At 69.7% G+C, this 20549-nt stretch carries 18 protein-coding genes; 14 read left to right on the top strand and 4 right to left on the bottom strand.

Translation table 11 applies throughout. From position 1 onward, the window contains the following. Nucleotides 1-62: 62 nt before the first annotated feature. From HJD23_RS17015 to HJD23_RS16985, 7 genes are all read left to right on the top strand, one after another. The gene (locus HJD23_RS17015; RefSeq protein WP_171112628.1) at nucleotides 63-1172 is read left to right on the top strand and encodes an LLM class flavin-dependent oxidoreductase; all 1110 of its coding nucleotides are present in this window, start codon (nucleotides 63-65) and stop codon (nucleotides 1170-1172) included. Further along, nucleotides 1169-1762 (top strand): FMN reductase, encoded by a 594-nt coding sequence (locus HJD23_RS17010; RefSeq protein ID WP_171112626.1) that lies wholly within the window; start codon nucleotides 1169-1171, stop codon nucleotides 1760-1762. Before HJD23_RS17015 ends, HJD23_RS17010 begins: the two co-directional genes overlap by 4 nt. Before the next feature lie 127 nt (nucleotides 1763-1889). Next, nucleotides 1890-2615: a response regulator transcription factor gene (locus HJD23_RS17005; protein WP_171112624.1), complete on the top strand. Its 726-nt coding sequence runs from the start codon at nucleotides 1890-1892 to the stop codon at nucleotides 2613-2615. A gap of 96 nt (nucleotides 2616-2711) precedes the next feature. After that, nucleotides 2712-4085, top strand: a complete 1374-nt coding sequence (locus HJD23_RS17000) for a HAMP domain-containing sensor histidine kinase (RefSeq protein ID WP_232107878.1) — start codon at nucleotides 2712-2714, stop codon at nucleotides 4083-4085. A 567-nt stretch (nucleotides 4086-4652) separates the two neighbouring features. Further along, nucleotides 4653-7205 (top strand): tachylectin-related carbohydrate-binding protein, encoded by a 2553-nt coding sequence (locus HJD23_RS16995; RefSeq protein WP_171112622.1) that lies wholly within the window; start codon nucleotides 4653-4655, stop codon nucleotides 7203-7205. Between the two features lie 98 nt (nucleotides 7206-7303). Then, a complete protein-coding gene (locus HJD23_RS16990) occupies nucleotides 7304-8344 on the top strand; it encodes a permease (RefSeq protein ID WP_171112620.1) in 1041 nt (346 codons plus the stop codon). Between the two features lie 28 nt (nucleotides 8345-8372). Further along, nucleotides 8373-9113, top strand: a complete 741-nt coding sequence (locus tag HJD23_RS16985; RefSeq protein WP_171112618.1) for a TIGR03943 family protein — start codon at nucleotides 8373-8375, stop codon at nucleotides 9111-9113. 29 nt (nucleotides 9114-9142) lie between these two features. On the opposite strand, the gene HJD23_RS16980 is transcribed toward HJD23_RS16985, so the two are convergent. The 4 genes from HJD23_RS16980 to HJD23_RS16965 form a co-directional block, all read right to left on the bottom strand. After that, nucleotides 9143-9979: an undecaprenyl-diphosphate phosphatase gene (locus HJD23_RS16980; protein WP_171112616.1), complete on the bottom strand. Its 837-nt coding sequence runs from the start codon at nucleotides 9977-9979 to the stop codon at nucleotides 9143-9145. A gap of 1023 nt (nucleotides 9980-11002) precedes the next feature. Continuing rightward, nucleotides 11003-11296: a hypothetical protein gene (locus HJD23_RS16975; protein ID WP_171112614.1), complete on the bottom strand. Its 294-nt coding sequence runs from the start codon at nucleotides 11294-11296 to the stop codon at nucleotides 11003-11005. A gap of 33 nt (nucleotides 11297-11329) precedes the next feature. Beyond that, on the bottom strand, nucleotides 11330-11476 hold the full coding sequence (locus tag HJD23_RS16970; protein WP_171112612.1) for a PGPGW domain-containing protein: 147 nt from the start codon (nucleotides 11474-11476) through the stop codon (nucleotides 11330-11332). Between the two features lie 376 nt (nucleotides 11477-11852). Beyond that, nucleotides 11853-12467 carry a hypothetical protein gene (locus HJD23_RS16965; protein ID WP_171112611.1) on the bottom strand — a complete coding sequence of 205 codons (615 nt, stop codon included), beginning with the start codon at nucleotides 12465-12467 and terminating at the stop codon, nucleotides 11853-11855. Nucleotides 12468-12749: 282 nt separating this feature from the next. Here HJD23_RS16965 and hemL point away from each other — a divergent pair, with 282 nt between their 5' ends. From hemL to ccsB, 7 genes are all read left to right on the top strand, one after another. Further along, a complete protein-coding gene (gene hemL, locus HJD23_RS16960; RefSeq protein WP_171112609.1) occupies nucleotides 12750-14066 on the top strand; it encodes a glutamate-1-semialdehyde 2,1-aminomutase in 1317 nt (438 codons plus the stop codon). Beyond that, entirely contained in the window at nucleotides 14063-14743 is a 681-nt protein-coding gene (locus HJD23_RS16955) for a histidine phosphatase family protein (protein WP_171112607.1), read from the top strand. The genes hemL and HJD23_RS16955 overlap by 4 nt, the downstream gene beginning before the upstream one ends. Before the next feature lie 226 nt (nucleotides 14744-14969). After that, nucleotides 14970-16247, top strand: coding sequence for a hypothetical protein (locus tag HJD23_RS16950; RefSeq protein ID WP_171112605.1), 1278 nt, complete (start codon nucleotides 14970-14972; stop codon nucleotides 16245-16247). Between the two features lie 66 nt (nucleotides 16248-16313). Then, the gene (locus HJD23_RS16945) at nucleotides 16314-16919 is read left to right on the top strand and encodes a TlpA disulfide reductase family protein (RefSeq protein ID WP_171112603.1); all 606 of its coding nucleotides are present in this window, start codon (nucleotides 16314-16316) and stop codon (nucleotides 16917-16919) included. 1 nt (nucleotide 16920) lies between these two features. Beyond that, nucleotides 16921-17691 (top strand): cytochrome c biogenesis protein CcdA, encoded by a 771-nt coding sequence (locus tag HJD23_RS16940; protein WP_167529573.1) that lies wholly within the window; start codon nucleotides 16921-16923, stop codon nucleotides 17689-17691. A gap of 3 nt (nucleotides 17692-17694) precedes the next feature. Continuing rightward, on the top strand, nucleotides 17695-19410 hold the full coding sequence (locus tag HJD23_RS16935; RefSeq protein WP_171112601.1) for a cytochrome c biogenesis protein ResB: 1716 nt from the start codon (nucleotides 17695-17697) through the stop codon (nucleotides 19408-19410). Next, nucleotides 19407-20519: a c-type cytochrome biogenesis protein CcsB gene (gene ccsB, locus HJD23_RS16930; protein ID WP_171112599.1), complete on the top strand. Its 1113-nt coding sequence runs from the start codon at nucleotides 19407-19409 to the stop codon at nucleotides 20517-20519. Before HJD23_RS16935 ends, ccsB begins: the two co-directional genes overlap by 4 nt. Nucleotides 20520-20549: the final 30 nt, after the last annotated feature.

Below are 20549 nucleotides of genomic sequence, written 5' to 3'. Positions count from 1 at the left end.
GGGGGCCGGGTGCCCGTTTGCGAGTATAGTTGAATCGTAAACAACTTGGAGGTTGAGCGACCATGCAGTTCGGGATCTTCAGCGTCGGCGATGTCACGCCGGACCCGACCACGGGCCGTACGCCGACCGAGCGCGAGCGGATCAAGGCCATGGTCGCCATCGCGCTGAAGGCCGAGGAAGTGGGGCTCGACGTGTTCGCCACCGGTGAGCACCACAACCCGCCCTTTGTGCCGTCCTCGCCGACGACCATGCTCGGCTACATCGCGGCCCGCACCGAGAGGCTGGTCCTGTCCACCTCCACCACGCTGATCACCACCAACGACCCGGTGAAGATCGCCGAGGACTTCGCGATGCTCCAGCACCTGGCCGACGGCCGGACGGACCTGATGATGGGGCGCGGGAACACCGGGCCGGTCTATCCGTGGTTCGGGCAGGACATCCGGCAGGGCATCAACCTCGCCATCGAGAACTACGCCCTGCTGCGGCGGCTGTGGCGCGAGGATGTGGTGGATTGGGAGGGGAAGTTCCGTACGCCGCTCCAGGGGTTCACGTCCACGCCGCGGCCGCTGGACGGGGTGCCGCCGTTCGTCTGGCACGGGTCGATCCGGTCGCCGGAGATAGCCGAGCAGGCCGCCTACTACGGCGACGGGTTCTTCCACAACAACATCTTCTGGCCCGCCGATCACACCAAGCGGATGGTCGAGTTGTACCGGGCCCGGTACGCCCACTACGGGCACGGCACTCCCGAGCAGGCGATCGTCGGGCTCGGCGGGCAGGTGTTCATGCGGAAGAACTCGCAGGACGCGGTGCGTGAGTTCCGGCCCTACTTCGACAACGCGCCGGTGTACGGGCACGGGCCGTCGCTGGAGGACTTCACGGACCAGACGCCGCTGACCGTGGGGTCGCCGCAGCAGGTGATCGAGAAGACGCTGAGCTTCCGCGAGTACGCCGGTGACTACCAGCGCCAGCTGTTCCTGATGGACCACGCCGGGCTGCCGCTGAAGACCGTGCTGGAGCAGATCGACATGCTCGGCGAGGAGGTCGTGCCGGTGCTGAGGAAGGAGTTCGCCGTCGGGCGGCCGGCGAACGTGCCGGAGGCGCCGACCCACGCTTCCCTGCTCGCCGCTGCTTCGGAGAAGGAGACCGCCTCGGAAGGGGTGAGCGTCGAATGAAGCTCGTCGTGGTGTCCGCGGGGCTGAGTGTTCCGTCGTCCACCCGGCTGCTGGGCGACCGGCTGGCCAAGGCCACCGCTGGTCGGACCGCGGCGGAGGTCCAGGTGGTGGAGCTGCGCGAACTCGCCGTCGAGATCGCGCACAACTTCACCAACGGGTTCCCCGGCCGGAACCTGTCCGCCGCGATCGACGCCGTAACGGCGGCCGACGGGCTGATCGTGGTCACGCCGGTGTTCTCGGCGTCGTACAGCGGGCTGTTCAAGTCCTTCTTCGACGTGATCGATCCCGAGGCGCTGGTCGGCAAGCCGGTGCTGATCGCCGCGACCGGCGGCAGCGCCCGGCACTCCCTCGTTCTGGAGCACGCGCTGCGCCCCCTCTTCTCCTATCTGCGGGCCGTGGTCGTCCCGACGGCCGTGTACGCCGCCTCGGAGGACTGGGGCGCGGAGGGGCTGGACGGGCGGATCGAGCGGGCGGCGGGGGAGCTGGCGGGGCTGATGGCGGGGTTGCCCGGAGCGAAGCCCGCCGTTGAGGAGGACCTGCGGGTGGTCCCGTTCGAGGAGCAGCTCGCCGCTCTGCGTTCCGCCGGGTGAGAGGGCAGTAACGGTGAGAGGGCAGTAACGGGTGAGAGGGCAGTAACGGGGTGAGAGGGCAGTAAGAGGATCGGCGGCGGCTCGCTCTTCAGGTCGTACGACCGCCGCCCTTTGCCACACTGGACAGGTGCCCCAGACTGTTCTGCTCGCCGAGGACGACCGCGCGATCCGTCACGCCCTGGAACGGGCCCTGACCCTGGAGGGCTACCGGGTCACCGCGGTCGCCGACGGCGTCGAGGCGCTGGCGCAGGCCCATCGCACGCCGCCGGACGTGCTGGTGCTGGATGTGATGATGCCGGGGATCGACGGCCTCCAGGTGTGCCGGGTGCTGCGGGCCGAGGGGGACCGGACGCCGATCCTGATGCTGACGGCGCTCGTGGAGACGGCCGACCGGATCGCGGGGCTGGACGCGGGCGCCGACGACTATGTCGTGAAGCCGTTCGACGTGGAGGAAGTTTTCGCGCGGCTGCGGGCCCTGCTGCGGCGCACGGCTCCGCCGGAGGCGACCGGGGGCGCCGCCGTCGGCGTACCGGAGAAGGCGGCGCCGCACGAGCGGCAGGTCGAGGCGGCCGGGCTGCGGATGGATCCGCAGGCGCGGCGGGCCTGGCGCGGGGAGCGGGAGCTGGAGCTGACGCGCACCGAGTTCGAGCTGCTGGAGCTGCTGGTGCGCAACGAGGGGATCGTGCTCGACCACTCCACGATCTACGACCGGATCTGGGGGTACGACTTCGGGCCGGGGTCGAAGAATCTGGCCGTGTACGTCGGTTATCTGCGCCGGAAGCTGGACGAGCCGGGGGCGCCGCAGCTGATTCACACCGTGCGTGGGGTGGGTTACGTGCTGCGGGAGGGCTGAGTGGGCCTCCTGCGGAGGGCAGCGCCCGGGACCGGGTCCGGGACCGGCTCCGGGTCCAGGTCCAGGGCCGGGTCCGGTGGGTGGTGGCGGCCGCGGCTGGTGTCGTTGCGGACGACGTTCGCCGTGTCCTTCGCGACGGTGACCGCCGTCGTCACCGTGCTCGTCGGGATCCTGTCCTACGGGGCCGCCGCCCGGCTGGTGCGGGTCGACCAGCAGTCGGTGTTCGACGAGGTCGTACAGGATCTGCGGGTCGAGGTGAGTGAACGCCGGATGGTCCCGGAGGACTTCTCCTCGGCGCCGGGGCACGACTTCGTCCGGCCCGCCCGTACGGATGTGCAGGTGCTCGGCCCGGACGGCGGTGTCGTCGACCCGGGCAGTCCGGGGCTGCCGGTCACCGACGCCGACCGGGAGATCGCGGGGGCGGCGCGGGCCGGGGCGCTGGCCCAGCACGAGGACGTCGACGTCGGGGACGACGTCTACCGGGTCGCGACCGTCGCGCTGGGCGGCGGTCGGGGCGCGGTGCAGGTGGCGCAGGAGTTCAGCGACACCGAGGATCTGCTGCGGACGCTGCAGCAGCGGACGTTGCTGCTGATGGCGGCGGTGGTGGTCGGGGCGGGGCTGTTCGGCTGGTGGCTGGCGCGGCGGATCACCCGCCGGCTGGTGATCCTGACGTCGGCGGCGGAGGCGGTGGCCCGTACCCGGCGGCTGGGCATCGACGTACCCGTGACCGGCAGCGACGAGGTGGGGCGGCTCGGGCGTGCGTTCGACCGGATGCTGGGGCGGCTGGCCCAGTCGGAGGAGGACCAGCGGCGGCTGGTGCAGGACGCGGGACACGAGCTGCGTACGCCGCTGACCTCGCTGCGTACGAACATCTCGCTGCTGCGCCGGATCGACGAGCTGCCGCCCGGGACGCGGGACGAGCTGGTCGCCGATCTGGGGCAGGAGGCGCGGGAACTGACCGACCTGGTCAACGAGTTGGTTGATCTGGCGGCCGGGCAGTCGGACTCCGAGCCACCGCAGCGGGTCGATGTGGCCGACCTCGCGGAGGGTGTCGCGGGCCTGGCGCGACGGCGTACCGGGCGGCGGATCGAGGTGCGGGCGAGCGGCGACACGACGACGGAGGGGCGGCCGGGGATGCTGACGCGGGCGCTGTCGAACCTGGTCGAGAACGCGGCGAAGTTCGATGCCGACGGCACCGCCCCGATCGAGATCGTGGTGTCCGGTCCGGCGCGGCCCGGGGCGATCCGGGTGGAGGTCCACGACCGGGGGCCGGGCATCGCGGACGCCGACCTGGTGCGCGTCTTCGACCGCTTCTACCGGGCGGCGGACGCTCGGTCACTGCCGGGGTCGGGGCTGGGGTTGTCGATCGTGCGGGAGGTGGCGCTGGCGCACGGGGGCGCGACGTTCGCCTATGCGCGGGAGGGGGGCGGGGCGGTGATCGGGTTCACGGTGGGTGGGGGGTTGGCGTAGGGCGGCCGGTGCCTCCTGCGCCCGGGCTGCCGTATTCCCATTCCAGGAGAAACGTACGCCGCGCCATTGCGGCACGGCTCGCAATCCGGCATTCCACGCCGACTTTGTCTATCGCCGTGTGGCCAACTTCAGCCTGCTTTCAGGTGGCCGAACGGGGCGTTCCGTTTAATCGGGTGTTCACCTTGTGCGTCTAAGGGCGCGCCGGGTCAAAAACGTGTGGCCCGAGTCACGGTTGTGCGTGGGAGGCGAGGGTGTAAAGATGCGGATTCGGCCCGGCTCACTGATCATCAACTCGACCCGCTGCGTGACGAGTTGATGGCTCAGTCTGTTGGGTCGTCTGTTTGCCCGTGTGCGTTGCTCATTTCACGAAGCCAAGACAGAGGACAGCCAAGTCAAGGGGCCTTATGAGACTGCTTTCACGGGTGATGGCCGCCGGTGCCGACAAAAATGCGGCCCGGCCCGATTGCTGACCGTCGTCACCTCCCATTAGCCCTCGACCCGCCTTTTCACGAACCGGCGGATCCGTCAGCCGCCAGGTCCATCCGCACCCGCCTCAAGGAAACGGACATGCCCAGACCCCGTAGTACCCGCCTCTCCGCGCTGGCCGCGTTCAGCGCGGCTCTCACGGCCGCCCCGATGCTGGTGTCCGCCGCCCCGGCCCAGGCCGTGACCGGCTCGCCCGCGTCCGACAACGCCTACGCCTTCACCGCCCGCCTGAACATCGGCGACGGCCAACGCGCCTGCTCCGGCACGCTGGTGTACGCGCAGTGGCTGCTCACCGCCGCCAGCTGCTTCGTCGACAACCCCGCCGCCGGCCTGGACGTGCCCGCGGGCGCGCCCGCGCTGGCGACGACCGCCACCATCGGCCGTACCGACCTCACCACCACGACCGGGCAGGTGCGCAACGTCGTCCAGCTCGTTCCCCACCCGGACCAGGACCTCGTACTGGCGAAGCTCGCCAGCCCGGTCACCGGCATCACCCCCGTCGCCCTGAGTGCCACCGCACCCGCAGCCGGGGAGGAGCTGCGGGTCGCCGGATACGGTCGTACCAAGGACGAATGGGCCCCGCTGCGCCTGCACACCGGCACCTTCACGGTGGACTCGGTGAGCGCCACCGAGGTCGGCATCACCGGCAAGGACGGCGCCGCCGTCTGCAAGGGCGACACCGGCGGCCCCGCCTTCCGTGAGGATGGCGGAACCGTGCAGCTCGTCGGCATCAACAGCCGCTCCTGGCAGGGCGGTTGCTTCGGCACCGACGAGACCGAGACCCGTACCGGCGCGATCGGCACCCGCATCGACAAGGTGCGCACCTGGATCAACGCCAACGTCGGACCGGCCTGCGCCTCCACCGGCGCCCTCTACTCCGTCACCACGGCCGGCAGCCTCCTGCGCCGTAACGTGGGCGACCCGGCCAACGGAACGGCCACCGTCCCCGCGGCCTCCACCATCGACACCGGCTGGGACCAGTACCCCCGCGTCCTGGCCGGCCCCTTCGCCAGCTTCTACGGCATCAAGGCCGACGGCCTCTACTTCAGCCACCGCGTCGCCTCCACCGGCGCGTGGGACATCCACCACCGGAAGATCAGCACCGGGTTCACGACGTACCGGCTGCCCGAGAACCGCAACGAGATCAGCATCGACCGCGGCGGCCACATCTGGCACGTCGACGGCGGCGGCGACCTGCGGTGGGTGCAGTACACCAGCGCCACCAACAGCTGGAACCCGGCCGGCAACAAGAAGATCGACTCGGGCTGGGGCCGCTACAGCCACATCGTCGCCACCGACGACGGCGTGCTGTACGGGATCGACTCGGCGACCGGTCATCTGCTGCGCTCGCGCTACGACTTCGAGAGCGAGCGCTGGCTCCAGCGCCACGTCACGGTCAGCTGGGCCGACTGGCGGGACTCGAAGAACATCACGTCCTTCGGCGGCGATGTGATCGTGCGCGTCAAGGGCAACGGCGAGGTGCGCCACTACCGCTATCACGAGCCGTCCGGAAACTTCGACGGCGTCTACAACCTCCTCATCGGTTCCGGCAGCCACTGGGCCGGCTACACCAGCGTGAGCGGTGCCCCGGACTCCTGCGGCCTGAGGGCCGACTACACGCCCGAGTCCCCCGCGATCGACGCCGACCGCACCGGCCCGGCCGACGTGCTGCAGACGTCCACCGGTGAGATCGAGTACGCCTACACCGACAGCGCGGGCCGTATCGTCCACGGCCGGCAGACCGACCCGGCCGACTTCTCCTCCGTCCAGTGGACGACCGGCCCGGACAGCGAGACGTTCTCCGGCCGGACACAGCTCGCCGAGCAGCCCGACGGGGCGGTGGCGCTGACCGCCCAGAACGTCAACAGCCAGATCTGGTGGCGCCGCCACAGCGCGGGCAGCTCCTCCTGGGGCGACTGGGTCAACCTGGCCGGGGCGATGAAGGAGCCCCCGGTCACCGCCAAGCGGCCCGACGACGTGCTGGTGCAGTTCGCCGTCGACGCCGAGGGCAAGCCCTGGTACCGCGCCCAGCAGCGGCCCAACGTGGACTTCATGGGCTGGATCAGGCTCGACGGCGAGGGCTTCGCCGGACCGCTGACGGCCGTGACCGTCCGCGACGGCATCCAGGTCTTCGGCACGGACACCACCGGGCAGCTGCGCACCGCGACCTTCAAGGATGGCGTGATCGGTTCCTGGACCAACCTCGGTGACCGGAAGGTCACCCACGCGCCCTCCGTGGTGGTCTACCCCGGTTACCGGCTCGGTGTCTTCGCCCGCACCACCGACGGCACGATCGTCAACCTGGTCCAGGCGAGCGAGGGGGCGGCCTTCCCCGCCACCTGGACCCAGGTCGGCGACCTGACCGCCACCGGCGCTCCGTCCGCCGTCATCAACCCCGCGTCCGGCTTCACCGAGGTCGTCGCGCGGGCAGCGGACGGGGCGATCCACCACACCCGCGAAACCCAGCAGGGCGTCTTCGGCACGTGGCAGGCCTGGCAGCAGGCCGGCACCGCGCCGTCGGCCACCGACCCGGCGGCCTTCACCTACACCACCGACACGGGCTCCGCCTGGGCCTACGTCTTCCGCACCGACGCCAACGAGGCCCGGATCCAGCAGGGGCCGTCCGGCGCCTGAGCGATTCCGGGCCGCCAAGGCCCGTAGCGGGCGCTGGGCGTCAGGAGTCGCCCAGCGCCCGCTATCGTCGCTCCGATCAGCCGACGCGCGGAGCCTGTATGCAGAAGACGGAACATCTCGCCACGCAAGTGGACGTGGAAGCGGGGGCGGAAAGCGGCGATGCGGTCGCCGGGCCCGCTCACAGCTGGCCGCGTTCCTGGCCACTCCTCCTGCTGGCGGCCGCCGTACTCCCCGGCGCGCTGCTCTTCGCCGCCGGCCGGTGGGCGGACGAACCGGCCGTGCAGGCGTGGCGGACGGTGTGTCTGGCCGTCACCGTGCAGGCGCTGCCGTTCCTGCTGCTCGGCACGGCCCTGTCGGGCGCGATCAACGCGTTCGTGCCCGCGCGGGTGTTCAACCGGCTGCTGCCGAAGCGCCCGGCGCTGGCCGTGCCGGTCGCCGGGGCCGCCGGGGTCGTCCTGCCCGGCTGCGAGTGCGCCTCGGTGCCGGTCGCGAACAGCCTGATCGGACGGGGCGTCACCCCGGCCGCCGCGTTCGCGTTCCTGCTGTCGGCGCCCGCCGTCAACCCGATCGTCCTGACCGCCACGGCGGTCGCGTTCCCCGGCAGCCCGGAGATGGTGCTGGCCCGCCTGCTCGCCTCGCTCGTCACGGCGGTGGCGATGGGCTGGCTGTGGCTGGCACTGGGCCGGACGGAATGGCTGCGCCCCGCTGTCCGGCACACCGGTCACCACCCGGGCCACAGCCGCTGGAGCGAGTTCCGGCGCGGTTTCCAGCACGACTTCCTGCACGCGGGCGGCTTCCTCGTCGTCGGCGCGATGGCGGCGGCCACCTTCAACGTGGTGGTCCCGCCCTCCGTACTGGAGACGTTCTCCGGCTCGCCGTGGCTGTCCGTGCTCTTCCTGGCCGCGCTCGCCATCCTGCTCGCGGTGTGCTCGGAGGCCGACGCGTTCGTCGCGGCCTCGCTCACCGGTTTCTCGCCGGTCGCGCGGCTGACGTTCATGGTCGTCGGGCCGATGGTCGACGTGAAGCTGATCGCGCTGCAGGCGGGTACGTTCGGCCGGTCGTTCGCGATCCGCTTCTCGGCCGCCACGACGGTGGTGGCGATCCTGTCCAGCGTGCTGATCGGAGCGGTGCTCCTGTGAAGGCGGCTCCTGTGAAAGCGGTACTCCTGTGAAGCGGCACCTCCAGATCACCCTGCTCGCCCTCAGCGGCCTCGGCGTCCTGCACGCCTCCCTCTTCAGCGACCTCTACCTCCGCTACGTCAAGGAGGGCATGCGTCCGCTGCTGATCGGATCCGGCGTGCTGCTGCTGGCCCTGGCGGTCGCGGAGGCTTGGTGGGGACGAAGGGAGGACGTGGCCGCCCGCGGTGAGGACGCCCACGACCACGACCACTCCGGCACTCCGAAGGTCGCCTGGCTGCTGCTCCTCCCCGCCCTGAGCCTGCTCTTCTACGCCCCGCCGGCCCTCGGCGCCTTCACCGCCTCCCGCGAGGCCCCCAAGGCCGTCGCGGAGGAGGACCACTTCGATCCGCTGCCGGCGACCTCGCCGCTGCCGATGACCCTCACCGACTTCACGCAGCGCGTACAGCAGGACCGCGAGCAGGCCATCAAGGGCCGCACGGTCCAGCTGACGGGTTTCGTCACCCCGGCCGGGGACGGCGGCGACGGCTGGTACCTGACCCGGCTCATCCTCAGCTGCTGCGCGGCGGACGCCCAGTCGGTGAAGGTCCGCGTCCACGGCGTCCAGGCTCCGCCGACCGACACCTGGGTGACCGTCACCGGACGCTGGCACCCGTCCGGCGCCCTGGGCACGAAGTCGGCCGCGGCGGCGCTGGACGCCCACACCATCACGAAGATCCCCAAGCCGACGAACGGCTACACGGACGCCCTGCCGCTTACTCCGGCGCGCTGACGTCTACGCCGTTTCCCGCATGGTTCTGGTCAGCTCGCCGGGAGAATGCCGGCCCCGAGCAGGAACATGATGAAGAGGCCGAGGACCACCCGATAGCCGATGAACACGTTGTAGCTGTGCTTGGCCACGAACTTCAGCAGCCACGACACCGCCACATAAGCGGTCAGGAAACTCACCGCGGTGGCGGTCAAGGTCGCGGGCCATCCCACCCCCCGCGATATGGCCCCGAACTCGTCGACGGTCTGCAGTGCGCCGGCTGCGGTCAACGCCGGGATGGACAAAAGGAAGGAGAGCCTGGTGACGGTCACCCGGTCCAGGCCGCGCAGAAGTCCGGCCGACATCGTGGCACCCGAGCGGGACACACCCGGAATCAGCGCCATGCACTGGACCGTGCCGATGATCAGGGTGTCCTTCCAGGTCACGTCGTTCTCGCCGCGGACCTGGTGGCCCTTGCGGTCCGCGTACCACATCACCGCGCTCCAGAGCACCAGTGCGCCCGAGACGAACCACAGGGTGCGGAGCGTGGTCTCGATCTGGTCCTTGAACGCGAGCCCGACGACACCGATGGGCATCGAGCCCAGGATGACCGCCCAGGCCAGTTTGTAGTCGGCGCTCTTCCTCTCCTCCTTCTGCGTCACGCCGCGGAACAGGGCGGTGAGCAGGCGTCGGATATCTGCCCGGAGATACAGCAGCGTGGCAAGGACCGCACCGACTTGAATGATGGCCGTGAACGCGGTGATGTCGGGGTCGTCGGTCGAATAACCGAGCATTCTCTCCAGGATGGTGAGATGCCCTGTACTGGATACCGGTAGGAATTCGGTAAATCCCTCAACCGCACCCAGGAACGCCGCCTCGACGATGTGCACGAGTGTCTTTCCTTCGCTGCTCGGTCATGCGAACTCGGTTCCGGGCCGCTCATGATGCCACAGGCGAAGGTCGTCGGGTTATCGAAAAGTGGGCTTGTGAAATGATTCGTCGGTTGTGAGATTTGGTTGAGCGTTATTCCGGCCGTAGTAATGCCACCCAGTACCCCTCTCTGCGTTCCTCAGGATGTCGATCGATCCGGCTCAGAAGACCTGCGGCCACGGGCACGCCGCAAAAGAAGCCTCGCCAACAACACCACCCAGACCACCATCGTCGACGTCGCAGCAATCCTCACCCAGGGGGCGCTGCCACTGCTAGCCGCCGTCCACCCACAGAACACGATGCCCAAGCACATCCAAACCGGGCCGTCAAAGAACTCGCTCCTCGGGTTTCGTGACATCCTCACCTTCCTTCTGCTCTCGCAAGTGTCGGCCCCGGCCACTCCAACTGCGAGGAACTTTTCCACCGCAGCACGAGGACCGGGGCAGGGGAGCCGCCGCGCCGGTACGGGCAACTCAGCGAGGTGGCCCTGGTCGTCGGTGCCGTCCTTCGGGTGGCGGCACCCGGAACATCGCCCGCCGTAGCCGGCCGGGCAGAAGGGCCCGCCCGGCCATGACCAGTCCGATGCCCAGCATGGCGCCTCCGATGGCGACGCAGCCGGAAGACAGCCAGCCGATGTTGTTCTCATCGGCCCAGCCCCCGAGGGCTGCGGCGACGAGGAAACCCAGCAGGCACGCGGCACTGATCAGGGCATACCACCAACGAGAGAGCACAAGTTCACCCCTGCATGCGCCGCGAACGGGTTCGCTTGGCAGCGGATCCCGACTGTCCACGGTGAGTTGCCCAGCGTCGACGCAGCCAGTCACCGATCTCCCCGATGCCGACCAGGAACGCCGAGGAGGCGGCGCATGCCGTGAGGGAAGAGGTCTGGCCGACGGCGTGGCCAAGGAGCCACAGAGCCAGGGCCAGCAGCAGCCACCAAGCTGCGAGGGAGCAGGCATGCCGCACCAAGCGTGTACGGCCGGTCATCGGGTGGCCCTGGTCCGCTGGGTGGCGACGATCAACACGATGCATCCCGCGAGCGCCACCACCATCGCCAGACCCGTGGCGGCCAGGGTGATCGAGGGCGAGGCGTCGGCCAGGCGGGGAACGGCGTTGAGCGGCGCAGCGGCGTAGAAGGCGAGAAGCGCCAGGCCGCGCGGGCGCATCGGGTCCAGACGAGGACGCAGCCGCTGTGGAATACGGCCGATGAGGAGAGCGACTCCAGCGGGCAACAGAGTGACAGAGAAGACGGCGAGGCCTATCCACTGCCAGAGCATGGGGACCAGGGCTCCTGTCGGGGGTGAAAGTGATCACCTGCGGCGGAGCGCGGTGAGCATGAAGAAGCCGATGGTCAGAGCGGCCAGGCCGAGTACAAGGACAGGGAAGCCGGGACCGGGCAGCACGTAGAGCGCAGCTCCTGCAAGGAAGAGCAGTGCTCCCACGACTACCAAGGCCATGCCGGTACACCGTTGGGCAGCAGGAGTCACGACGGTGGAGTCCTCCGGGCAACGTCGACGAACGGGCACACAGGCCCCTTGAAACGCCGACCAGACTTCCCGGCACACCCCACATCGAGCTTGACGTGTTCTTTACAGACTATCTACCACAACCGACTCTGACCAGAGCGCTCCCCGCCACTCGCAGCTCCCCCAGCCTGTGCTTCGGCACCCGCTGGACTGCCGCGCGGCAACGAAGTTCGACCCGTCAACCTCATGATCCTGATGCGAGTGACACTGGTTGGAGCGGACGGTTGCTCGGTTGCGCCGAAACCGCTCTCCGGCACCGAAAAGGGCGAGGCCCGAAGACCCCGCCCGCTACCGGCGAAACCCCAGCTCAGGGCCACACCAAGCAGTACGGCTGATGCCCCGCCTCATGCAGCCGATGGCTGAAGTCCTGCCACTCGTGCAACAGCTGGTACACATTGAACGCATCCCGCGGCCCACCCCGGTCCGGGACCGTCGACCAGATGAAGGCCGCCGCGCCCACTGCCTCCTCGCCGATGCCGCGCAGGGGGTCGACGACGGTCATCGGGAGCTTGACCACGGCGTAGTCGGGGTGCAGGACGACCAGTTCGAGTGGCGGGACCTTGTGGAGGGGGACCCCTTGGATGCCCGTCAGCACCATCGCGGCCATCGTCTCCGGCTTGATCTTGGTGAACATGCCGTTCATGCCGAGCTCGTCGCCGCCGAGCTCCTCGGGACGCATCGAGATCGGGACGCGGGCCGCCGTAGCACCGTCCGGCGCGCCGAAGTACTTGTACGTCACCCCCACCCGACCACCATTCCTGCTCCCCGCCCGGAGTCCGTCGACCCGCTCGGGCTCACTCGGCACACCCTGTGTCTGACGTGCGTCGGTCGATTCCTCCGCGTCGCGCCGGTGCCTTCCCCGCCGGGCGCGTCGAGGACCCAGATCATCAGTCCCCTCGCCCAGTCCGCCACCGCGATGCATATCTCCACCCGACTGCTTTTCTAGGACGCGTGGCGCCCGCCGCGCAACCCGATCATCGTGTCAGTGACCTCCCCCACGGCCGCGCGCCGAAACGTGCGTTGAAACACCTGTCCGCAGGATCTTCGCAGCCCCTGAACACCATGCCCCGCAAGAGCTGTGTGTATCAGGTCTCAGTTTCGCAGACGGAGGCGGGTGGAGGAGGATCGATCACGGGGTGCCGCGTCCTACCCTGAGGAGGTCACTGGCAACCGGAAGTCCGAGAAGTCGGAGAAGTCGCACGTCATGAGCGAACTGCCCTATTCATACGAAGCGCCTGTCTCGCAGGCTCTATTCGACCGTGCGGCCGCCGTCACGCCCGGCGGCGTCAACTCCCCGGTGCGTGCCTTCCGCGCCGTGGGCGGTACGCCCCGGTTCATGGTGTCCGGCAGCGGGCCTTATCTGACGGACGCGGACGGGCGGGAGTACGTCGACCTCGTGTGTTCCTGGGGGCCCATGATTCTCGGGCACTCCCACCCGGAGGTGATCGCCGCCGTGCAGGAGGCGGTCGGGCGCGGTACGTCCTTCGGCACGCCCGGTGAGGGTGAGGTCGCGCTCGCCGAGGAGATCGTCGGGCGGGTCGGGCCGGTCGAGCAGGTGCGGCTGGTGTCCAGTGGTACCGAGGCGACCATGTCCGCCATCCGGCTCGCCCGCGGGTTCACCGGGCGGTCCAAGGTGATCAAGTTCGCCGGGTGCTACCACGGGCACGTCGACGCCCTGCTCGCCGCAGCGGGCAGCGGTCTGGCGACCTTCGCGCTGCCGGACACGCCGGGCGTCACCGGCGCCCAGGCCGGCGACACCATCGTCCTGCCCTACAACGACCTCGAAGCCGTGCACGCCGCCTTCCACGCCCACCCCGGTGAGATCGCCTGCGTGATCACCGAGGCGTCGCCGGGCAACATGGGCGTCGTACCGCCGCTGCCGGGCTTCAATCAGGGGCTCAAGGACGCGTGTGCGCAGAACGGGGCCCTGTTCATCTCCGACGAGGTCATGACCGGCTTCCGGACCAGCCGCTCCGGGTGGTACGGCGTCGACGGCGTCGTGCCCGACCTGATGACCTTCGGCAAGGTGATGGGCGGTGGCTTCCCCGCCGCCGCCTTCGGTGGACGCGCGGACGTCATGGCGCACCTCGCCCCGGCCGGTCCCGTCTACCAGGCCGGCACCCTCTCCGGGAACCCGGTCGCCACCGCCGCCGGCCTCGCCCAGCTGCGGCTCCTCGACGACGCGGCGTACACCAGGGTCAACGAGGTGTCGCAGCAGATCCAGGCGCTGGTCGGCGAGGCGCTGACCAAGGAGGGCGTCGCGCACACCGTGCAGAACGCATCCAACATGTTCTCGGTGTTCTTCACCGACCGCGCCGTGCGCGACTACGAGGACGCCAAGGCGCAGGCGTCGTACCGCTTCACCGCCTTCTTCCACGCCATGCTGGCGAACGGCGTCTATCTGCCGCCGTCGGCCTTCGAGTCCTGGTTCGTGTCCACCGCGCACGACGAGCGCGCGGTGCAGCGGATCGCCGACGCCCTTCCGGCGGCGGCCCGCGCGGCGGCGGAGGCCACGGCATGAGCGCGCGGGACATCACCGTCGTCCACCTGATGCGGCACGGCGAGGTCGCCAATCCGGACGGGATCCTGTACGGGCGGCTGCCCGGGTACCACCTGTCCGAGCTCGGCCGGCAGATGGCCGACCGGGTCGCCGAGCACCTCGCCTCCCGGGACATCACCTACGTCGTCGCGTCCCCGCTGGAGCGGGCGCAGGAGACGGCGACGCCGATCGCCAAGGCGCACGGGCTGGACCTGGCGACCGACGCCCGGCTGATCGAGGCCGAGAACGTCTTCCAGGGCAAGGCCTTCGGCGTGGGGGACGGGGCGCTGCGCCGGCCCGGCAACTGGAAGCACCTGGTCAACCCGTTCCGGCCGTCGTGGGGTGAGCCGTACGTCGAGCAGGTCATCCGCATGATGGGCGCGCTGGGCGCGGCCAAGGACGCGGCGCGTGGCCACGAGGTCGTGCTGGTGAGCCATCAGCTGCCGATCTGGATCGTGCGGTCGTACGTCGAGAAGCGGCGGCTGTGGCACGACCCGCGCCGCCGGCAGTGCACGCTCGCGTCGCTGACGTCCTTCACCTACGAGGGCGACCGGATCGTCTCCGTCGGCTACACCGAGCCCGCCCGTGACCTCGTCCCGCCCCATCTCCTCGCGGGCGCCAAGCCGGTGAAGGGGAAGGGCAAGGCCTTCGGGGCGTAGCGCTCCGCGGGCTGTACCGATATGCGGCTCCGCCGAGGGGCCGCGACAGGCCGTCGTTCGTCTGCGGGCCGTCGTTGGTTGTTCGCGCAGTTCCCCGCGCCCCTTACGGGGCGTTGTTGCACCCCTGTTGCATTTGTTCCGGAATGGTTGCCCATCACCGGAACCTCCCCGTTCGTCGTGCCCTCTGACTGGGTGACCAGCAGAGAGCGCAACGGACGGGGACGGCATGTCTCACATCAGTCGACGGGGAGCGATGGGACTCGGCGTGGGGGCGGCGGCCACCCTGGGGCTCGCCGGATGCGGAACCCTCACTTCCTCGGACGGGCCGACCCACGCCGGAGGTTCCGGACGCAGCCCGGAAAGCAGCCCGAAGCCCACCGCCCGTCCGATCGGCGACGGTTCGACCGCCTTCACCGGCAAGCAGCCCAAGCAGCCCGCCAGGCCCGAGCCGCTGGAGCCCGGGCAGACCCCGCCGCAGTTCGTGGTCTTCTCCTGGGACGGGGCCGGCGAGGTCGGCAACGGGCTCTTCCCGCGCTTCCTCGACCTCGCCAAGGAGTACGAGGCGCACATGACCTTCTTCCTCTCGGGGCTTTACCTGCTGCCCGAGTCGAAGAAGCGGCTCTACGACCCGCCGAACAACCCGCGCGGCGCCTCCGACATCGGCTACCTCACCGACGCGCACATCAAGGACACGTTGGCCAACGTCCGCCGCGCCTGGCTGGAGGGCCACGAGATAGGCACCCACTTCAACGGCCACTTCTGCGCCGGGAACGGCTCGGTCGGCAACTGGACGCCGCAGCAGTGGCGCAGCGAGATCGAGCAGGCCGCGTCGTTCGTGAAGGAGTGGCGGACCAACACCGGCTGGACCGATCTGCCGTCGCTGCCCTTCGACTACGACAAGGAGCTCGTCGGCGGCCGTACGCCCTGCCTGCTCGGCCAGGACAACCTGCTGCCCACCGCCCGCGCGCTCGGCTGGCGCTACGACGCCTCCTCGCCGGGCGGCCGTCAGGTCTGGCCGCAGAAGAAGCGGGGCATATGGGACCTTCCGCTCCAGCAGATACCTTTCCCCGGCCGCTCGTTCGAGGTCCTCTCGATGGACTACAACATGCTCGCCAACCAGTCGGTGAACTCCACCAACGCCCCCGCGCACAACTACCCGGGCTGGCGCGAGCAGTCCGCGCAGGCCTATATCCAGGGCTTCAAGCGGGCATACGAGACAAATCGCGCCCCCTTCTTCGTCGGCAACCACTTCGAGCAGTGGAACGGCGGCATCTACATGGACGCCGTGGAGGAAGCCCTCAAGCACATCGCGCGGGAGAAGGACAAGGGCGAGGACGTCCGGCTGGTCTCCTTCCGGCAGTTCGTGGACTGGCTGGACGTGCAGAAGCCGGAAGTGCTCGACCAGCTGCGCACGCTGGACGTGGGGCAGGCGCCCGCCGACGGGTGGAAGGGCTTCATCGAGGCGCCCTCGACCAGCACCGCGGGGGCGCGGAACGCCGCCTGAAATGCGGGTTTCGGCCCGCAAGGGGGGTGCGCAAGATCCCCAGAACGGGCATGCGAAACTTTTCACATGAGTGCCGCCCGCCGCGCCCGTAGCCGTGCCACCCTGCTCGCCACCTCCGGCGCCGCCGTCGCCGCGCTGCTGCTGTCCGCGTGCGGCTCCGGCGGTACGTCCGGGGGAGGCGGCGACACCAACTTCGTCGCCGGCGCCGACGGCATCGACACCGTCGACAAGGGCGAGCGGACCGCCGCGCCCGACCTGTCCGGCAAGACCATCGACGGCAAGCAGCTCGACGTCGCCGACTACAAGGGCAAGGTCGTCGTCCTCAACGTGTGGGGCTCGTGGTGCGCACCGTGCCGGGCCGAGGCCAAGAACCTCGAAACGGTCTACCAGGACACCAAGGACCAGGGCGTCCAGTTCGTCGGCATCAACACTCGGGACACCAGCACCGGTCCGGCGCTCGCCTTCGAGAAGGAGTTCGGCGTCACCTACCCGAGCCTGTACGACCCGACGGGCAGGCTGATGCTCCGCTTCGAGAAGGGCACCCTCAACCCGCAGGCCATCCCGTCCACGATCGTCATCGACCGGGACGGAAAGATCGCCGCGCGCACCCTCCAGCCGCTGAGCGAGGACAAGGTGCGCGAGATGCTCGACCCGGTCCTCGCGGAGAAGTGACGTGACGGCAGTGACCGAGCTCGCCGCCACCGGGCTCAACGACACCGTGCGCAACGGGGCCCTGCTGCTCGCCCTGCCGATCGCCCTGCTCGGCGGCCTGGTCTCCTTCTTCTCCCCCTGCGTTCTGCCGCTCGTCCCCGGATACCTGTCCTATGTGACCGGAGTCACCGGCACCGATCTGGCCGAGGCCCGGCGCGGGCGGATGGTCACCGGCGCCTCGCTCTTCGTCCTCGGCTTCACCGCCGTGTTCGTCTCCGGCGGAGCGCTGTTCGGCTACTTCGGCTCGACGCTGCTGGAGCACCAGAGCACGCTGACGAAGGTGCTCGGCGTGCTCATGGTCCTCATGGGCGTCTTCTTCATGGGGCTGATGCCCTGGCTCACCCAGCGCGAGTTCCGCTTCCACACCCGGCCCACGACCGGGCTCGTCGGCGCCCCGCTGCTGGGCGCGCTGTTCGGCATCGGCTGGACGCCCTGCATCGGCCCGACCCTCGCATCCGTGCTGGCGCTCTCCTCCAACCAGGCCAGCGCGGGCCGCGGCGCCCTCCTCACCATCGCCTACTGCCTCGGCCTCGGCGTCCCCTTCGTGCTCGCCGCGGTCGCCTTCCGCAAGGCCCTCGGTGCCTTCGGCTGGGTCAAGCGCCACTATGTCTGGGTGATGCGCATCGGCGGGATCATGATGATCGCCACCGGTGTGCTGCTGCTGACCGGCGCGTGGGACCGCCTGGTGCAGGAGATGCAGACCTGGTCCAACGGCTTCACTGTGGGGATCTGATCGATGAGCAAGACGACGACAAGCGCTGCCGAGGACCAAGCCCCGGACCAGGGTCTCGGCGCGGCCGGCTCCCAGCTGTCCACCGCGCCCGCCGAGGAGGCACCGGGCCTGCCCGCCCTCGGCGTCATCGGCTGGGCCCGCTGGTTCTGGCGGCAGCTCACCTCGATGCGGGTCGCGCTGCTGCTGCTTCTGCTGCTGTCGCTGGCCGCGATCCCCGGCTCGCTGATCCCGCAGACCGGCGTCGACGCCACCCAGGTCGCCGACTTCCGCGCCCGGCACGAGACCCTCGCGCCGATCTACGACAAGCTCGGCCTCTTCCACGTCTACAGCTCGGTGTGGTTCTCCGCGATCTACATCCTGCTGTTCATCTCCCTCATCGGCTGTATCGTCCCGCGCACCTGGCAGTTCGTCGGCCAGCTGCGCAGCCGCCCCCCGGCAGCGCCCAAGCGCCTCACCCGGCTCCCGGCGTACACGACCTGGCGCACCGAGGCCGAGCCCGAGCAGGTCCGTGAGGCCGCGCTCGCGCTGCTGAAGAAGCGCCGCTTCCGCGCCCACGTCTCCCGTGACGCGGTCGCCGCCGAGAAGGGCTATCTGCGGGAGGTCGGCAACCTCGCCTTCCACCTCGCGCTGATCGTGATGCTGATCGCCTTCGCCTGGGGCCAGTTGTTCAAGTCCGAGGGCAACAAGCTGATTCTGGAGGGCGACGGCTTCGCCAACACCCTCACGCAGTACGACGACTTCAAGTCCGGCAACCTCTTCACGCAGGACGACCTGGACCCGTTCAGCTTCACCCTGAACGACTTCCACGGCACCTACGAGGCCACCGGCCCCAACCGGGGCACCCCGCGCACCTTCCAGGCGAACGTCACCTACAGCGTCGGCGCCTACGGCAAGGACCGGAACGCCACCATCAAGGTCAACGAGCCGCTGGAGATCGGCGGCTCGAAGGTCTACCTGGTCAGCCACGGCTACGCCCCGATCGTCACCGTCCGGGACGCCAAGGGCAACGTCGTGATGAACCGGCAGGCCGTGCCCCTGCTGCCGCTGGACGCCAATGTCACCTCCTCCGGCGCGATCAAGGTGATGGACGGCTACCGCAACGCCGAGGGCGAGCGGGAACAGCTCGGTTTCAACGCCTTCTTCGTGCCGTCCTTCGCCGGTGAGGGCCACGGCACGATGCTCTCCCAGTTCCCGGCGCTGCTGAACCCGCGGCTGGCGCTGTCGGCGTACCACGGCGACCTGGGGGTCGACTCCGGCATCCCGCAGAGCGTGTACCAGCTGAACACGAAGAACCTGAAGGAGTTCAAGGACTCCAAGGGCGAGCTGTTCAAGGAGCGGCTGGCGGTCGGCGAGACCATGACGCTGCCGAACGGGGCCGGCTCGGTCACCTTCGAGGGCGTCAAGGAGTGGGCCGGCTTCCAGATCACCCAGCAGCCCGGCAGCGGCTGGGCGCTGACCGGAGCCGTCGCCGCGATCCTGGGCCTGGCCGCCTCCCTGTTCGTCCAGCGCCGCCGCGTGTGGGTGCGGGCGGTGCGGGGCGCCGACGGTGTCACCGTCGTCGAGATGGCCGGCCTCGGCCGCAGCGAGTCCGCGAAGGTGCCGGAGGAGCTGGGCGACCTGGCCGGGACGCTGTACGAGAAGGCGCCGGCCGCACCCGACCCCGACCACGAACCCGACACAACCGACCCCGCTGTACCTGCCGAAGGGGCTGAGCAGTGACTCTCGCCGCCGCCACCAACGAACACCTCGCGGACCTCAGCAACACGCTGATCTACTCCGCGATGGCCGTCTACACCCTGGCCTTCTTCGCCTACATCGCCGAATGGATCTTCGGCAGCCGCAGCAAGGTCGGTCGTACCGCCGCCGCGCTCACCTCCGCCAAGCCGGCCGCCGCCAAGGCTCCGGCCGTCACCGTGAAGAACGCCGGCGGGACCGCCGTACTGGAGCGGCCGAAGGTCGTCGTGCGGGCCGCGGCCGGCAGCCGGGACGTGCCCGACGGGCCCGGGGCGCACGGTGGGGACGAGAAGGGCGACCTCTACGGGCGTATCGCCGTGTCCCTCACCGTGCTCGCGTTCCTCATCGAGTTCGGCGGTGTGCTCGCTCGGGCCCTGTCGGTGCAGCGGGCGCCGTGGGGCAACATGTACGAGTTCAACATCACCTTCTCCACGGTCGCCGTCGGTGTGTACGTCACGCTGCTCGCGCTGAAGAAGAACATCCGCTGGCTCGGCCTCCCCCTGGTCACCACGGTCCTCCTCGATCTCGGCCTGGCCGTCACTGTCTTGTACACCGCCAGCGACCAGTTGGTTCCCGCCCTGCACTCGTACTGGCTGTACATCCACGTCTCCACCGCGATCCTGTGCGGTGCCGTCTTCTACGTGGGCGCGGTCTCGACGCTGCTCTACCTCTTCCGCGACTCCTACGAGAACAAGCTCGCGGGCGGCGGCAAGCCCGGGCGCTTCGCGACCTCCGTGCTGGAGCGGATGCCCGCGGCGGCCTCCCTCGACAAGTTCTCCTACCGGGTCAACGCCGCCGTCTTCCCGCTGTGGACCTTCACGATCATCGCGGGCGCGATCTGGGCGGGCGACGCGTGGGGCCGCTACTGGGGCTGGGACCCGAAGGAGACCTGGTCGTTCATCACCTGGGTCGCCTACGCCGGCTACCTGCACGCCCGCGCCACGGCCGGCTGGAAGGGCCGCAAGGCCGCGTACCTGGCGTTGATCGCGTTCGGCTGCTGGCTGTTCAACTACTACGGCGTCAATATCTTCGTCTCCGGCAAGCACTCCTACGCCGACGTGGGGCTGAGCGCCCTCCAGTCCGTCGGGTTCTGAGCCCCGCTGCACGTGAGACAGCTCGGCTGG

Source organism: Streptomyces sp. Z423-1, assembly GCF_013009255.1.
In the GTDB taxonomy this organism is placed as follows: Bacteria; Actinomycetota; Actinomycetes; order Streptomycetales; family Streptomycetaceae; genus Streptomyces; species Streptomyces gossypiisoli.
This window is presented reverse-complemented; position numbering and strand designations above follow the sequence as displayed.

Coding starts and splice junctions, on each gene's coding strand:
- HJD23_RS16990 (WP_171112620.1), top strand. CDS start 7,304: ATGCAGAAGACGGAACATCTCGCCACGCAAGTGGACGTGGAAGCGGGG.
- HJD23_RS16970 (WP_171112612.1), bottom strand. CDS start 11,476: ATGGCCTTGGTAGTCGTGGGAGCACTGCTCTTCCTTGCAGGAGCTGCG.
- HJD23_RS17010 (WP_171112626.1), top strand. CDS start 1,169: ATGAAGCTCGTCGTGGTGTCCGCGGGGCTGAGTGTTCCGTCGTCCACC.
- hemL (WP_171112609.1), top strand. CDS start 12,750: ATGAGCGAACTGCCCTATTCATACGAAGCGCCTGTCTCGCAGGCTCTA.
- HJD23_RS16935 (WP_171112601.1), top strand. CDS start 17,695: ATGAGCAAGACGACGACAAGCGCTGCCGAGGACCAAGCCCCGGACCAG.
- HJD23_RS16965 (WP_171112611.1), bottom strand. CDS start 12,467: ATGCATCGCGGTGGCGGACTGGGCGAGGGGACTGATGATCTGGGTCCT.
- HJD23_RS17015 (WP_171112628.1), top strand. CDS start 63: ATGCAGTTCGGGATCTTCAGCGTCGGCGATGTCACGCCGGACCCGACC.
- HJD23_RS16945 (WP_171112603.1), top strand. CDS start 16,314: ATGAGTGCCGCCCGCCGCGCCCGTAGCCGTGCCACCCTGCTCGCCACC.
- HJD23_RS16995 (WP_171112622.1), top strand. CDS start 4,653: ATGCCCAGACCCCGTAGTACCCGCCTCTCCGCGCTGGCCGCGTTCAGC.
- HJD23_RS16955 (WP_171112607.1), top strand. CDS start 14,063: ATGAGCGCGCGGGACATCACCGTCGTCCACCTGATGCGGCACGGCGAG.
- HJD23_RS16975 (WP_171112614.1), bottom strand. CDS start 11,296: ATGCTCTGGCAGTGGATAGGCCTCGCCGTCTTCTCTGTCACTCTGTTG.
- HJD23_RS16950 (WP_171112605.1), top strand. CDS start 14,970: ATGTCTCACATCAGTCGACGGGGAGCGATGGGACTCGGCGTGGGGGCG.